At 73.4% G+C, this 14456-nt stretch carries 10 protein-coding genes; 4 read left to right on the forward strand and 6 right to left on the reverse strand.

Annotated elements, in window-relative coordinates; translation table 11 throughout:
* Nucleotides 1–42 precede the first annotated feature (42 nt).
* The 3 genes from ACFFKU_RS04295 (at nucleotide 43) to ACFFKU_RS04305 (ending at nucleotide 4376) form a co-directional block, all read left to right on the forward strand.
* The gene (locus ACFFKU_RS04295; protein ID WP_380135957.1) at nucleotides 43–279 is read left to right on the forward strand and encodes a hypothetical protein; all 237 of its coding nucleotides are present in this window, start codon (nucleotides 43–45) and stop codon (nucleotides 277–279) included.
* 154 nt (nucleotides 280–433) lie between these two features.
* Nucleotides 434–2284: a SpoIID/LytB domain-containing protein gene (locus tag ACFFKU_RS04300; protein ID WP_380135958.1), complete on the forward strand. Its 1851-nt coding sequence runs from the start codon at nucleotides 434–436 to the stop codon at nucleotides 2282–2284.
* A 100-nt stretch (nucleotides 2285–2384) separates the two neighbouring features.
* Entirely contained in the window at nucleotides 2385–4376 is a 1992-nt protein-coding gene (locus tag ACFFKU_RS04305) for an arabinofuranosyltransferase (RefSeq protein ID WP_380135960.1), read from the forward strand.
* A gap of 309 nt (nucleotides 4377–4685) precedes the next feature.
* Here the strand turns inward: ACFFKU_RS04305 and ACFFKU_RS04310 are convergent, their stop codons facing one another.
* Nucleotides 4686–5270, reverse strand: coding sequence for a TetR/AcrR family transcriptional regulator (locus tag ACFFKU_RS04310; protein ID WP_380135962.1), 585 nt, complete (start codon nucleotides 5268–5270; stop codon nucleotides 4686–4688).
* Between the two features lie 50 nt (nucleotides 5271–5320).
* Between ACFFKU_RS04310 and ACFFKU_RS04315 the strand changes: the two genes are divergently transcribed.
* The gene (locus ACFFKU_RS04315; protein ID WP_380135964.1) at nucleotides 5321–6022 is read left to right on the forward strand and encodes a CPBP family intramembrane glutamic endopeptidase; all 702 of its coding nucleotides are present in this window, start codon (nucleotides 5321–5323) and stop codon (nucleotides 6020–6022) included.
* 5 nt (nucleotides 6023–6027) lie between these two features.
* On the opposite strand, the gene ACFFKU_RS04320 is transcribed toward ACFFKU_RS04315, so the two are convergent.
* The 5 genes from ACFFKU_RS04320 to ACFFKU_RS04340 all read right to left on the reverse strand — a co-directional run bounded on the left by ACFFKU_RS04320 (nucleotide 6028) and on the right by ACFFKU_RS04340 (nucleotide 14412).
* Complete coding sequence (locus tag ACFFKU_RS04320) at nucleotides 6028–6555, reverse strand: hypothetical protein (RefSeq protein ID WP_380135965.1); 528 nt, start codon at nucleotides 6553–6555, stop codon at nucleotides 6028–6030.
* A gap of 1007 nt (nucleotides 6556–7562) precedes the next feature.
* On the reverse strand, nucleotides 7563–9437 hold the full coding sequence (locus ACFFKU_RS04325; RefSeq protein WP_380135967.1) for a family 43 glycosylhydrolase: 1875 nt from the start codon (nucleotides 9435–9437) through the stop codon (nucleotides 7563–7565).
* Between the two features lie 139 nt (nucleotides 9438–9576).
* The gene (locus ACFFKU_RS04330; protein WP_380135969.1) at nucleotides 9577–10623 is read right to left on the reverse strand and encodes an LGFP repeat-containing protein; all 1047 of its coding nucleotides are present in this window, start codon (nucleotides 10621–10623) and stop codon (nucleotides 9577–9579) included.
* Nucleotides 10623–12728 (reverse strand): N-acetylmuramoyl-L-alanine amidase, encoded by a 2106-nt coding sequence (locus ACFFKU_RS04335; protein WP_380135971.1) that lies wholly within the window; start codon nucleotides 12726–12728, stop codon nucleotides 10623–10625. The genes ACFFKU_RS04330 and ACFFKU_RS04335 overlap by 1 nt, the downstream gene beginning before the upstream one ends.
* A gap of 265 nt (nucleotides 12729–12993) precedes the next feature.
* On the reverse strand, nucleotides 12994–14412 hold the full coding sequence (locus ACFFKU_RS04340) for a hypothetical protein (RefSeq protein ID WP_380135973.1): 1419 nt from the start codon (nucleotides 14410–14412) through the stop codon (nucleotides 12994–12996).
* Nucleotides 14413–14456 lie beyond the last annotated feature (44 nt).

The raw sequence follows: 14456 nt of genomic DNA on the forward strand, positions 1-14456 counted from the left end.
CCGAGAACCACCCGCACCAACGGGGGCACCACCACGCGGCGGATGAACCTCGCCTGGACCTACCCCGACGCCAACGCGCCGTCGTCGGCGACCAACCCGAACAAGGACACCGCGCTGGTCACCTCGGTCACCTACAGCCACGACGGCGTCGATCGGCTCACCACCACCCCCACCGCCCCCACCGCTGGTGGAGCAGTGACCCGCTACGAGGGGTTCCGCCACGACGGCGCCGGCGGCCGCACCACGTACCTGAACGCCACCTCCACCACCTGCACGTGACATCGGCGTCGAGCCGCGACGCACCACCATCAGCAGCGCCGAGCTGCGCGAGGCCCGAGATGGCCGGAGCGCGGTGGTGGAGCCGCTCTGACATCAGCACTCAGCGTCCTAGCCCGCTTGACGCTCCGTGTTGTCGGAGTGACACTCGGTAATTGTGAGACTCCGTCGTGTCCTTTCCGCCGCCGTCGGGGCCGGTGCGGTGGCCGCGCTGCTCCTCCCGGCCACCGCCGCCCAGGCCGCCGAGACCTACCCGGCCCCGGTGTCGGGGGCGTGGACGCTCACCGGCCAGGGGTACGGGCACGGGTACGGCCTCTCGCAGTGGGGGGCGCAGTCCCGGGCGCTGGCCGGGCAGGACTACCGGCGCATCCTCGGCGACTACTACCCGGGCACGACCGTGGGCGACCGGGACGACCGGGGTCTGCGCGTCCAGATCACCCGGGTCTCGGGCTCCGAGGTCTACCTGCACAGCGCCGGGGCCGCGCCGCTGCGGGTGGGGGAGCGGACCGTCCCGCAGTCGCAGCGGGTGCAGGTGAAGTTCGAGAACGGTGCCCTGCAGCTCACCGCCTGGGAGCCGGGGTGGCGCCTCGTCTGGAGCGACCGCTGGACCAGCGTGCCCACGATCAGCGGGGACGACGGCATCTGGATCGAGCGGGCCGACGGGTCCGGCAACCGCTACCGGGGGACCGTCTCGATCCCGCTGACCGAACGCATCACCCCGGTCAACAACGTCTCGTTGGAGGAGTACCTGCTCGGGGTCGTGCCGCGGGAGTCCCCGTCGTGGTTCGCGGGCGAGGCGCTCAAGGCGCAGGCCGTCGCCGCGCGCAGCTACGCCCTCTCGACCCTGCGCCCGGCCAGTTCGCCCTACGACCTCTGCGACTCCGAGAGCTGCCAGGTCTACGGCGGGGTTCAGCAGCGCGCGTCGAACGGGGCGATCCAGGAGCTGCAGCCCGCCTCCACCACGGCGGCCGTCCGGGCCACCGCCGGGGAGATCCGCGAGTACGCGGGGGCGCCGGCCTTCACCCAGTTCTCCTCCTCCAACGGTGGGTTCATGGCCACCGGGTCCAAGCCCTACCTGCGGGCCGGGGAGGACTACTGGTCCTCGCCCGCGGGCAAGGTGTCCCAGGACACCGTCGCCGGGTGGACCGCGCAGCTGCCCGTCGCCACCGTCGCCCGCAACTGCCCGGCCGGCGGCGCCCTGCGCAGCATGACCGTGACCGCCCGGGACGGGTCCGGCCCGTGGGGCGGGCGGGTCACCGGACTCTTCCTGCGCTGCAGCACCGGCGACCGCGCCCTCAGCGGTCCCTCGGTGGCCCGCTTCGGCGGCGCGCTGCGTTCCTCGCTGTGGAACGTCGTCCCGGGTGGGTCGGCGCAGATCGCCTCGACCTGGCAGCGGCTCGGGGCCGCGGAGGGCGTCCTCGGCGCCCCCACCACCCCGATCTTCGCGCTGCCCCAGGTCGAGGGTTCCTACCAGCGCTTCGAGGAGGGCAACGTCTACTGGTCGCCCCGGTCGGGGGCCTCGGCCGTGCGTGGGGCCATCCTCGGCAAGTGGGCGGCCCTCGGGTACGAGAACTCCGTCCTCGGCTTCCCCACGACCAACGAGGGCCCCGTCACCAAGGGCGGGATCGGGCAGCAGTTCCTCAACGGCTCGATCTACTTCTCCCCGCGCACCGGAGCGCACGAGGTGCACGGCTCCATCCGGCAGAAGTGGATCTCCCTCGGCTGGGAGGCGGGCTACCTCGGCCTGCCCACCACCGACGAGATCCGGCTCCGGGCGGGTGCGTTCTCGGCCTTCGAGGGCGGGTCGATCTACTTCTCGCCCGCCTCGGGCACCCACGTCGTGCGCGGGGCCATCCGCGACGCCTGGGGCCGGGTCGGCTGGGAGAACGGCCGCCTCGGCTACCCCACCTCCGACGAGTACGACGTCCCCGGGGGCAAGCGCTCGGACTTCCAGGGCGGGGCGATCACCTGGACCCCCGGGGGCGGGGCGGTCGTGACCTACCGCTGACCACCCGCCCCGCGCTCTAGGCTCTCGGGGGCGACCGGTCCGGACCGGTCGCTTCCGAGGACCGGCGAGGCGTGGGGTGCAGAGGCGTGGTGGTGCACAGGTGAGTCAGGCAACCCGTGAGGACGAGGTGCTGCGCACCCCGGAGCGCCCGGTGGGCACGCGTGACGCGATCGTGCGGGGCGGGTTCGCCCGGCTGCTGGGGGCGCTGCTCGGCACCGCCGCCCTGGCCGGCGTGGTGTCGCTGCTCGCCCAGCTCGTCGTCGAGCGGGTCGTGGCCGGGTGGCTGCCCTACGCGAGCATCACCCCCACCTACGGGATCGTCGCGGTCGCGACCCTCCTCGTCCTGGTCGCCGTCGCCCTGACCTTGCTCGCCGTCGTCCGCCGGGCGTGGTGGCGGGGCACCGAGGCGCTCGCCGTCGTCGGCCTGAGCGGGTTCGCGACGCTGCTGCTGGCGATCCCGCTGGCCGGCGCCCGGTTCTACCTGGGCGGGAACTCCGTCGACCAGATGTTCCGCACCCAGCTGCTCGGTCGGCTCACCGACGACTGGCACCTGGCCGACATGAACTACGCCGAGACGGCCCCCTTCTACCCCTCCGGGTGGTTCTGGCTGGCCGGGCGGTTCGCGGCGCTCTCCGGTGAACCCGCCTGGGAGGCGTTCAAGTGGGCCGGGATCGCGACGTCGGCGATCGTGCCCTGCCTCGCCCTGGTGGCCTGGTCCCGTCTCGTCGGCCCGCGCCGCGGACTGCTGGCCGGGCTCGCCACCGCCGTCGTCGGCGTCTACCCCGCCCTGGCCGGCCCCTTTGTCGACGAGCCCTACTCGTGGTGCCTGGCCGCCTTCGTCCCGCTCGTCGCCGTCACCGCCTGGAAGGCGTTCGGGGACGTCCCGCCCACCGCCCGGCTCTCCGCCGGGGTCGCGATCGGGGTCGTCCTCGGTTTCGGGGCGATGTCGTACACGCTCTACGCCGGGTTCGCCGCCTTCGTCGTCGCGCTGGCCTGCCTCGCCCGCGTCATCGGCGCCTGGCGGGCGGGGGAGGGGCCCGCGGCGCTGCGGGGCCGGGTCCCCGCCCTCGTGCTGGCCGCCGTCGTCTCCGGGATCCTCGCCCTGGTCGTGTGGCTCCCCTACGTCATCGCGGTGGCCACCGGCGGGTCGGGCCGGGCCGCGGCCCAGCACTTCCTGCCGCTCATCTCCACGCAGGTCCCCACGCCCATGTTCCAGGCCACCCCGTGGGGGGCGTTCCTGCTGTTCGGCCTCGGCTGGGCCGTGCTGGCCGCGCGGCGCAGCGACCTCGCCCGCCCGCTGTTGCTCGTCCTCGCCCTGGCCTACCTCTGGTACCCGCTCTCGACGCTGGCGCTGGCCGGTCGGACCACGCTGCTCGCCTTCCGGATGGAGGCGATCATCGTCGAGACGCTGGCCGTCGCCGCCGTCCTCGGGGCCGCCGCGGTCTACCGGGCCCTGCCGGCCTGGCTGGCCGCCACCCCGTTCGCCGACCGGGCCCGCGACGTCCGGGCGCTCGCGGTCGTGCTCGCCGCCGCCGTGTTCGTGGTGCCGTTGCAGGCCACGCCGCAGAACCTCGCCGACCCCATCGCCAAGGCGTACACCGACTATCAGGCCGACGGCCGGACCGCGCTGGGCGTCTCGAACGAGGAGGACGCGGGTGCCTGGACCGACGACGTCCGCGCCGCGGTCGACGAGGTGGGTGGTGGTGTCCCGGCCGACCAGCTCGTCGTGCTCTCCGCGGTCTACGAGTGGTTCTCCTTCGCGCCCTGGTTCGGGTTCCAGCAGGTGACCCCGCACTACGCGAATCCGTTGTCGGACTACGACGCGCGTCGGGACGAGGTCCTCTCGTGGAGTCGCGCGACGAGCTCGGCCGAGCTGGTGCAGCGGCTGCGGGAGAGCCGGTTCGCCCGTCCCGACGTCTTCGTGCTCCGGACGACCGGCGACGGGTACCAGATCGGGCTGGCGCGCGACGTGTTCCCGCGCGAGCCCAACGTCGAGTGGGTCACCGCGACCTTCGACCCCGCCCTGTTCTCCGGCCCGGAGTTCACGGTGCGCGAGGTCGGGCCGTTCGCGGTGATCGGGTTCTCCGGGTAGGTCGTCGCGCCGTCGAGCACCGCGGGGCGCGGTCGCGGTCGTCCCGTCCCCTCCAGCGGCTGCGCCCGAACCTTTGGGCGGGCCGCACCCTCGCCGACCGTCGCAACGGCGGGAGGGGTGGGTGACCCCCCTCCGCCGGGGCCGAGGCGTAGCAGGAGCCTGCAGTCCCTTCGGGACCCGCCGCGCCAGCGCTCTCCATCTACGGCGTGTCGCGGTCCGTCTGCAGGCTCCTGCTACGCCCTGAGGACTGACGCCACGACCCGGGGCGGGTGGCGGTGTCCTGCCGGCCGGGATCTCGTCGTGGAGCGCTCAGGGCCGGAGCATCCGGTCCACCACGTCGGCCAGGCCGGTCGCCAGGTCGTCGGGGAGATCACCGCGTTCGGCGGCCCGGAGGACGAGACCCCCGCCCAGGGCGCCCAACCACCGGGCCAGGTGGTCGGCCGTCCGGTCCTGCCGGACCACGCCCTGCTGCTGCCCGGCGGCGAGCACCGTCACGAGCGTGTCGTGCAGCAGGGCGGCGTCCTCGCTCAGTGCGGCGTCGACCTCAGGGACGTCGGGTGCCCCGGCCAGGGCGGCGACGAACCCCGGGAGGTGCTCGTCCGCCGCCTCCGCCAGGACGTGCTCCCGCCAGCGGGCCAGCGCGGCCGGGGCGTCCGAGGCGGCGAGGACCCGCCATTCCTCGGCTCGAGCACGCGTCGAGGCCAACCCGTCCTCGAGGACGGCGACGAGCACGGCCGCCTTGGTCGGGAAGTAGTGGAAGAACGTCCCGGAGGAGACGCCGGCCGCCCGGCAGATCTGGGCGGTGCTCGCCCGGGCGTAGCCGTGCGCGGCGAAGCAGCGGTGGGCGGCGGCGACGATGTCGGCGCGACGACCGGACGATGCGGTGGGGGTCACCCGATCTCCTTCTCTAGAGTGAACGCTCTAGAGTAGCTACTCTAGCCTGCATGACCCCCGTTCCGGAGTCCTCGGTCGCGACCCGATCGCCGTCCCGGCGGCGGCTGCTGGTCAGCCTCGGACTGGGTGCGTTCCTCTGCGTGGCCGTCTACGGCGGGGCCCCGGTGGACTCGGTCGGCGGGGTCGACCTGCGCCTCGGGCTCGACGGTCCCTCGGCGGGAGACCCCTGGAAATGGCTGGGGGCGATCCTGGTCGTCCTGGTCGTGCTCGTGGTGGAACGCCGGGGACCGGACTCCCTGCTGCTGCGCCGGCCCAGCCGTCGTGACCTGGAGTGGGTCCTCTACGCGTTCGGGATCGTCATGGCCTGGTCCTGGGTGGCCGGCCTCGTCGTCGCGCCGACGGACGACACGGGGGTCTTGACGATCGTCGCGCTCGGGGTTCCCGGGGTGCTCGTGCTCGTCGTCACGGCCGCGGTGACCGAGGAGATCGTCTACCGGGGGTTCCTGGCCGAGCGCCTCGGGGCTCTGCTGGGGCCCGGGGCGGTGGCGCGCTGGGTCGGGGCGGGGGTCGTCCTGGCGGTCTTCACGGCCCCGCACGTCGCGTTCTTCGGCCCCTCGTGGCTGGTGCTCCACCTCCCCGGCGCGGCGGCGCTGACGCTCGTGGTCCTGCTGCGCCGCAACCTCTGTGCGGCGATGCTGCTGCACCTGCTGATCAACCTGCCGATCCTTGTCCCGGTCCTCGCTGCCGGGTGACACCGTCACCCGGGGGTGCCCCGGGGCGGCAGGAGTTCCGGGTCGCGGGCCAGTCGTTCGACGGCGGCCAGGGGCGGGAACGGAGTGAGCATCCTGACGCGGGTGCATCCGGTCCCGGGGTCGGGTCTCCAGGCGAGGTGCGTCCCGCCTTCGTCGACGTAGGTGAGCGCGACGAGGGTGCCGGCGACGTCCACGACCGTGCGGTCACCGTCCGGTCCGCCGCGGACCGTCTCCGCCGGCGGGTCCGGGAGGGGTGGGCCGAAGGCCCAGTCGACCCGGGTCAGACCCCCCTGCAGGATTCCCGGCTCCGGCACGTCGTCCAACTCCGCCCCGGGCGGGACGAGCAGCAGCGTCAGCGGCATGCGATGGCGCGACGGCGGCAGGTGCCGGGCGGCGACGTCGGCCGGGCTGGCCGCGGGGGTGGCGCGGTCGCGCCAGAACTGACGGTAGGGGCGGCCGTCCGGATCGTGCAGGTGGGCGGGACCGACACGGAGTTGCCGGCCGGGGGCCGCGGACCCCGGGGGAGTCTCCACCAGACGGGCCAGCCGCTCGAGAATGCTGCGCCGCTCGTCCGGGTGGCCTCCGCGGCGGGAGCGGTTGCGACTGACGCGCCGGGGTGGTGGCGGCGGTGGATCCAAGCCCGACAACAGCGCGGCCACGGCGGGCGGGACCCCCTCGGACGTCACCCGTCCGAGCAGACAGGCGCCGGGCTCGAACGCCTCATCCACGGGTGCCGCCACGAAGGTGTCGGAAAGGGGGAAGGGTGAGCGCGAGCCCGACCGCGGACCGCGGACCCAGGTGGGTCCGCAGGAGGACGTCGTGCAGCTCCCCGTGCTCGATCATGGTCCACCCGACGCTCGTGGCGCCACCGCGCCCGAGTTGAACGCCGACCCGGGTGGGGCCCAGGTCGAACTCCCCGTAGTCCGGCCCGGGTAGGTTCGACCCGTCGAGCAGCTGACGGGGGTCGGGAGGGCTGCGGCCACGGCAGAGACCCGTGGGGGAGGACCTGCAGGACGGTGACCGCGGCGAAGGAGACCCACGACGGGTCGAGGTCCTCCCAGCGCAGACGTTCGGGGTGGTAGACCGTGAGCCCGCACCCGCCTCCGGTCCCGCGGGGATCGGGGGTTCCCCCTGTCCCGAGGACCGCGAGCACCTCGGAGACGCCCGGCACCAGAAGGTCGGGGCACCGCAGAGGCGGGAAACCCAGGTGTTACCGGATTGCGGCCGGCCCCGTCGGCACCCATTCGGTGGCGAACCGGGCCGGGATGCCCGTTGCCGGCGAACAGGTCGTCGTCGGGCGCGAGGGCGTCGAGCATCGCCTCGACCTCCGGTGACGGACTCGCGACCATCCGGTCAGTGTGCGCCCTCGAACCTGGTGACGGACGGGACGACTGAGCACTCATTCCTTGATCACGGGGGAATGGGTGGGGGTGGGGGGCTGGGGGTGGGGGGCGGGTTTGGACCGGGGACGACGACGGCGGCCGACGACCGGGGTCGTCGGCCGCCGTCGGGCGAACCGTCCAGGAGGTGCGGGAAGGGCTCAGCGGTAGGTGACGACCGTCCCGGTGCCGGGCGACCAGAAGATCGACCCGCCCTGGAAGTCGGTGCGCTTGCCCCCGCGGGAGTCGTACTCGTCGCTGGTCGGGTAGCCGAGACGGCCCGTCTCCCAGCCCTGCTGCGCCCAGGCCGAGCGGATCGCGCCGCGGACGGCGTGGGTCCCGGTGGCCGGGGACCAGTAGACCGAGCCGCCCTGGAAGTGGCTGAACGCACCACCGGGGAGCTTGATCTCGTCGGTGGTCGGGTAGCCGAGGTAGCCGTTCTCCCAGCCCTGGGCGGCCCACTTGTCGCGGACCAGACCCTTGACGACGTGGGCACCGGTCGCGGGGGACCAGTAGATCGACCCGTCCTGGAACAGGCTGTACGCGCCGCTGCGCAGGCGGATCTCGTCGTTCAGCGGGAAACCGAGGCTGGAGTTCTCCCAGCCCCAGGCCGCCCACCGGTCGCGGATCAGACCCTTGACGACGTGCGCGCCGGTCACCGAGGAGAAGTAGACCGAACCACCCTGGAAGTGCTGGTAGCTGCCGGGACGCCGCGGGGTGTCCAGGACCGGGGTGGTCGGGTTGCCGAGGACGCCGCCGGCCCCGCCCAGGGAGTTCCACTTGGAGGCGATGGGGTTGGCCGCGGCCGGGGCCGCGCCGTCGACCCGCAGGCGCAGGTCGGCGGACTGCACCAGGGAGGCGATGGACATCCGGCGCGGGTGAGGGACCCAGCCGCCGACGTTCTCACCCAGCCGGAAGGTGGCGTAGGCCATCTTCAGGTTCCCGCCGGCGTCGACGAAACCGGAGGAACCACCGGGGCCCTGCGCGGAACCGGAGCTGGACAGCAACGGGGTGCTCTGCAACCGCTGGCACGGCGCGGTCGGGCCGTTCGGGCACCAGGCGTAACCGGAGGCGTAGTTGCTGCGGCCGGCGCCGTCCAGCGGGTCGGACAGGTTGCCCGAGTAGAAGAGGTAGGTCGTACCGCGGAAGTTCACCATCGAGGGGTTCTCGATGGTGTTGCCCTCCCAGGCCGAGTTCCGCTCGGTGGTGAGCAGCGTCGTGACGCGGGCCCCCGGCAGCGGGAACCCGTTGTTGCCCAGCTCGACCGACTTGATGGCGGAGGGGTGGGAGTTGATCTTGCCGGAGGCCTTCCACAGCAGGTAGTTCTTGCCGGTGGCCGGGTCGCGGTAGGGCATCGGGTCGATGGAGCCGCCCGGGTCGACGTTCGGGTCCTCGCACTGGATGGGACCGTTGCCGGAGATGTCGCGGAACGGACCCTGCGGGGAGGGGGCGGAGGCCACCGTGAGGCAGAACCGCGACGGGGCGACCCGGACGGGGGAGTAGGCGAACCAGGTGGAGCCGATGTTGAAGACACCGGGCGCCCAGTAGTCGCGGTTGATCCACCCACCCTGGTCGTTGCGCTGGCCCCAGGAGACGTGCCGGACCAGGGCGTCGTTGTTGTCGAACTTGGCCCAGTCGCTCTGCGGGCTGTTGAGGATCTCGGCCGGGATGCCCGCGGTCCAGTTCCCGCGGCCGGGGACCCCGCCGCCGGTGGAGTAGCGGCCGCGCACGGTCCAGTTCTTGAGGTCGGTGCTGCTCAGGACGGGCAGGACCCGCCCGCCGACGGGGGAGGCGTAGGCATAGTAGGTGCCGCCGACGCGCACGACGGTCGGGTCGCCGAAGTCGCCCGTCCACGTGGAGCCCGGCTGGAACCAGGCCTCCTGCGCCGCGGCGGGCGGCGCGGGGGCGAAGGTCGCGGCGACGACGGTCGCGCCGACGGCGGCGGCGACCCCCGCGGCCAACCGGCCCAGGACGCCGCGGGAGGCACCGCGGGTGAGGCGGTGCGCGGCGGGCCGGCGGTGACGGGACAACAGCACGAAGATCCTCCGAGGGGGGTCGGGCAGCGGCTCCCGACGCACATCGGCACGGCGCCCTGATTCCTTGAGGCGCCGCGCCGATCACGAGGGGACTCGTGGTGCAGCTGGACGTCCCGCACCGGCGCGGGACGGCAGGTCGTCAGCGGAGACGGACGTCGATCTTGCCGTCGGCCCAGGTGAAGGTCACCGAACCACCGACGAAGTCGCTGCGCTTGCCACCGGGCACGTCGTACTCGTCGCTGCTCGGGTAGCCGAGGCGACCGGTCTCCCAGCCCTGGCGGGCCCAGGCGTCGCGGATCGCGCCCTTGACCACGTGGGTACCGCCGCGCGGGGAGAAGTACACCGATCCGTACTCGAAGTGGTTGAAGGCGCCGCCGGGGAGGCGGATCTCGTCGGTGACCGGCAGGCCCAGCGAGGCGCTCAGGTTCTCGCGCAGGTACTTCTGCCCGATCGCTCCGTGCACCTCCTTGGTCCCGGCCGCGGAGGAGGAGAAGATCGCCCCGCCCTGGTAGTCGCGTCGCGTCGCGGTGCGGCCGAGGGTGCGGGCCCCGGAGACCGGGGCGCCCAGCACGGAACGGTCGCCCCCGAGGCGGATCCAGTGGCCCGTGATCGGGTCGGTCGTGCCGGTCCACCACGACGTCTCGGCGGCCGCACCCGAGCGGTTCAGCGAGATGTGGATGTGGTCGGTGTGCGGGTTCGGCCCGGTGTAGGGCTGCCACCCGGCATCCGCCTGGTAGGCCTTCCAGACCTTGCGGTCCCAGATCACGTACATGACCCCGAGCCGGCGGGCGTTGGTCGCGTTGGCGGCGTTGGCCGGGTCACCGATCAGCCAGCGCAGGAACTCCTGGGCCTGGGCCTGGTCGGCGGGGTCGGCCGCGTCCAGCATCCAGTCCAGCGCCCGCCCCTCCATGTGCTCGGAGTTGACCTTGCCGTTCGCGGGGCAGGCGCGCGCGGTGCCGATCGTCTGGCGGCCGTAGGTGGCCAGCAGCAGGTTGCGGAACGCGATCGTCCCGGCCTGCGGGGCGGCGCAGAAGGTCGCCCCCTCGTAGCGCGAGAGCGCGTCGACGTCACGGGGCAGGTTGCCCGGCTGCGCCGGGGCCGCGCCGGCCGTGGTGGCGGTGCCGACCAGGGCGGCCGCCGCCAGACCGAGGGCCAGGGCGGTGGTACGGGTACGTCTGCGCCGCATCAGTTTCCTCTCACGGTGGTCTTGCCGGACTGGAAGTCGTACGTCACGGTGCCGCCGACGAAGTCGGAACGGCGCCCGCCGGGGACGGCGTACTCGTCGCTGGTCGGGTAGCCGAGCGGGCCGTTCTCCCACCCTTGCGCGGCCCAGGCGTTACGGATCGCGCCGAGCACGGCGTGGGCGCCGTTGGCGGGGGAGAAGTAGATCGAGCCCTTGGTGAAGTGGTTGAACGCCCCGCCGCGCAGCCCGATCTCGTCGGTGGTCGGCCAGCCCAGGACCCCCGCCTCCCACCCCAGCGCCGCCCACCGGTCGCGGATCGCCCCGCGCACCACGTGGGCCCCGTTGCCGGGGGAGAAGTAGATCGACCCACCGGTGAAGTGGTTGAAGGCCCCGCCGCGCAGCGCGATCTCGTCGGTGGTCGGGAAGCCGAGGAACGAACCCTCCCAGCCGAGGGAGGCCCACTTGTCGCGGATCAGGCCGCGGACGACGTGGGCGCCGTTGCGGGGGGAGAAGTAGATCGAGCCGCCCTGGAAGTGGTTGAACGCCCCGCCGCGGATGCCGACCTCGTCGGTGGTCGGGTAGCCGAGGAAGGAGTTCTCCCAGCCCAGGGACTTGAACTTGTCCCGGATCAGGCCCTTGACGACGTGGGCGCCGGTCGAGGAGGTGTAGTAGATCGAGCCGATGCCGAAGTGGCGGTAGCGCCCCCCGGCCTTGGCGGCCCCCTCGGCGCCCGCGGCGGCACCGATCGCGGCGGCCCCGCCGATCGAGGTGTACTTGGCCGAGATGGGGGAGGCCTGGGTGGTCGAGGCGCCCGAGGACTTCAGGATCTCGGCGGTCCGCGCCCGGATCTGGTCCATCTTGGTGAAGCCCACGTTGCCCGGGCAGGCGGTGAACCCGACGTCGCGGTGGGCGTTGATGACCCGGAGCTTGACGGTCGTGCCCGCGGCGTAGCGGGCGGTGCCGCCGCCGGCGGAGGTCAGCGTCGTCGTGCCGTTGGCGGACAGGCCGTACAGGGAGAGCTTCCAGGCGATGACCTGGGCGACCGACTCCAGCATGGCCGCACTCGGGGCGACGGAGGTGAAGTCACCCATCATCGAGACGCCGAAGGTGTCCTTGTTGAAGCCCCCGGCGTGGGCCCCGGCCACGGCCCGGCTGATGCCACCGGCGCGACCCTCCCAGATGCCGCCGAAGCGGTCGACGACGAAGTTGTAGCCGAGGTCGGACCAGCCGAGGCTGACCGTGTGGTAGCGGTACATGCCGCGGATCACGGCCGGGACCTGGGACTCGGAGTAGGTGCCGCCGTCAGCGGTGTGGTGGACGACGCAGGCCTTGATGGTGTCGGAGTAGCCCGGGGTGCCCTTGCGGATGGACTCGTCGGCGCCCCACTCGGCGCGGCTGCGGATGCGGGGCTGCTTGATCGAGGCGTTGGTGACGGTGCCCTCGGTGTCCGTCTCGGTCCCGGAGTCCTCGGTGCCGGCGCCGCCCTCGGGGCCGGTGTCGGAGGTCGTGCCGAGGTCGGCCGTCGCGAGGCCGAAGAGCGAGGCGGCGACCGAGGCGCGCACGGTGGGGACCGTGGCCGCGCCCGGGTCGACGATCTCGAGGCGGGCCCGGCCGAGGTCGGCCGCGGAGAGCTGGATCTCGACGAGTGCCTGGCTGCCCAGCTCCCCGACCCACAGCGGGTCGGAACCGGTGACGTGGCCGGCCGCGTCGCGGCTGTTCGGGTCGGGTTCGGAGTCGTTCAACGGGAGGTCGGTCCAGGCGCCGGGGGCGCCGTCACGACTGACCCGGACCGCGACGGACTCGGCGCGGGTCCCCTCGGGGAAGACGACCCCGATCATGGAGCCGCCGGAGACGGTGACGGCGACGACGTGCAGTCCGCCGGAGGTCTCGCTCCGGGACTGCAGGCGGGCGCCGCCGGAGGCCGGGCGGGCCGCGTCGAGGGCGACCGAGCGGGTGGATCCGGCGGGGGCGCCGGTGGGGGCGGGAGCGGTGAGCTCCGCCGCGGCAGCGACCGGGGCGGTCGCGAGGGCGGTCAGGCCGAGGGCACCGAGAGCCCCGGCACCTCCGCCGACGACGAGGCTGCGGCGGGAGAGGTCCGGTCCGGGCATGCGGTCTGGCTCCGTTCGACGTCCGGGGTGCGGCCCACCCATGTGGGTGAACGCTCGCCCGTGACATCGGCCACGGAGCGCCTGAGCTTGAGACTGGAAGGGGGCTCAGTGACGCAAAGTAGGCGATGTGACCAAAGTTGTACAGGAGCGTGATGGTGTTGTGTCGAGAGACACGCCGTGTGTCGCTGATCACAGTCAGTGACATTTCCGGCATGTTTCGGCCGTTCGGAGGGCTCTCAGCGAGCCTCGGACGGGGCTGCGCGGGTCAGCGAGCCTCGTAGAGCCGGACGCTGAACACACGCAGTTCCTCGTCGGACACGAGGCGGTACTGGGTGGACAGGAGCCGGGCCTTGACCTCGTCGGTGGGCCCCGCGGTCACGAACGGAGAGTGACCGCCCACGACCCACACCCGCTGCACCCCGCGCATCGCGGCGGGCATCGCCGCCGGGGTGGTCTCGACCCCGACCAGGGTCGCCGAGGAGACCGGGTCGGCCGCCAGGGCGAGGTCCCGGACGTTGCGGAACGCCTCGGGGTAGACCTGCAGCACGACGCGGTAGCGGTAGTCGCCGTCGGGGAGGAAGAGGATCCCGTCGCCGGGTCGGGCGTTCTCGGCCACGTACTCGGCGGCGCCGCGCAGGTCCTCGCCGTGCCCGCGGGCCGGGTCCCGGAACACCCCCTGCAGGTGCAGCCCGCCGATGCCGACGGTCGCCACCGTGAGGACGGCGATGCCCGCCCGGGCCAGCCGACGGTGGATCGGGCGGCGGGTCGGAAGGATCAGGGTGACCAGGGCCGCGAGCAGCAGGCAGGTCCCCGGGGCCACGAACACCAGGTAACGGGTGGTCCAGAACGGGTGCAGCTGGGAGAGGGCCCACAGCAGCGGGACGGGCACCGCGCCCCAGAAGAGTCCGAGCAGCACCAGACCCCGCGAACGGAGCAACGGGCTCAGCAGGACCGCGGCGGCGGCGAGCGCCACGGCCACCCCCGACCCGAGCGCGAAGTCGATGTGTCCCGTGAGCAGCTCGGGACCGGGCGCCTGGAGGAAGGCGACCTGACCACGCTGCTGCATCTGCAGCCACAGCAGCGGCAGCCCGCTGAGCCCGCCGAGCGTCGCCGCCGCGAACGCGGGCTTCCACCGGTCGCGGTGCACCAGGAGCAGCCAGGTCACGTGGGCGAGGCCGACGAGGAGCGCGATCGTGTTCATGGAGATGACCAGCGGCATCGAGACGCCGAAGACCACCCACCATCCGCGCCCCGTTCCTGGGCGGGCCGAGGCGGCGCGCACCAGGGCGTAGGTCGAGGCCGTCACCAGGAGCGCGACGACGGCGTAGGGCCGCGCCTCCTGCGCGTACCGGCTGACGAACGGCGTGACGATCCACAGACCCGCCGCGGTGAGCCCGGTCAGCCGGGCCAGGTTCGGGGTCAGGTCGTCGCGCCCGGTCAGCAGGGCGTCGGCGGCCACCACCCGGCAGGTCAGCGCCGCCAGCAGGGGGGCGGTCAGCGCGGCCGCGACGACGGAGATCCAGCGGACGTCCGTCGTGCTGACGTCCGCGCCGAACAGCGCGTGGGCGAGGAAGTAGAACGGCGCGTGGACGAGGTCCACGTGCTGGATCAGCGCCCAGATGTCCGACGCGCTGCGCCGGGCCACCGCCACCGTGACCGCCTCGTCGCGCCAGGGGCTGGGCACGCCGAGGGAGGAGCTGAAGACGAACAGGGCCGCGCCGAAGACCG

This window comes from Kineococcus gynurae (assembly GCF_042433995.1).
GTDB lineage: Bacteria > Actinomycetota > Actinomycetes > Actinomycetales > Kineococcaceae > Kineococcus > Kineococcus gynurae.

Coding starts and splice junctions, on each gene's coding strand:
- ACFFKU_RS04315 (WP_380135964.1), top strand. CDS start 5,321: ATGACCCCCGTTCCGGAGTCCTCGGTCGCGACCCGATCGCCGTCCCGG.
- ACFFKU_RS04335 (WP_380135971.1), bottom strand. CDS start 12,728: ATGCCCGGACCGGACCTCTCCCGCCGCAGCCTCGTCGTCGGCGGAGGT.
- ACFFKU_RS04295 (WP_380135957.1), top strand. CDS start 43: ATGAACCTCGCCTGGACCTACCCCGACGCCAACGCGCCGTCGTCGGCG.
- ACFFKU_RS04330 (WP_380135969.1), bottom strand. CDS start 10,623: ATGCGGCGCAGACGTACCCGTACCACCGCCCTGGCCCTCGGTCTGGCG.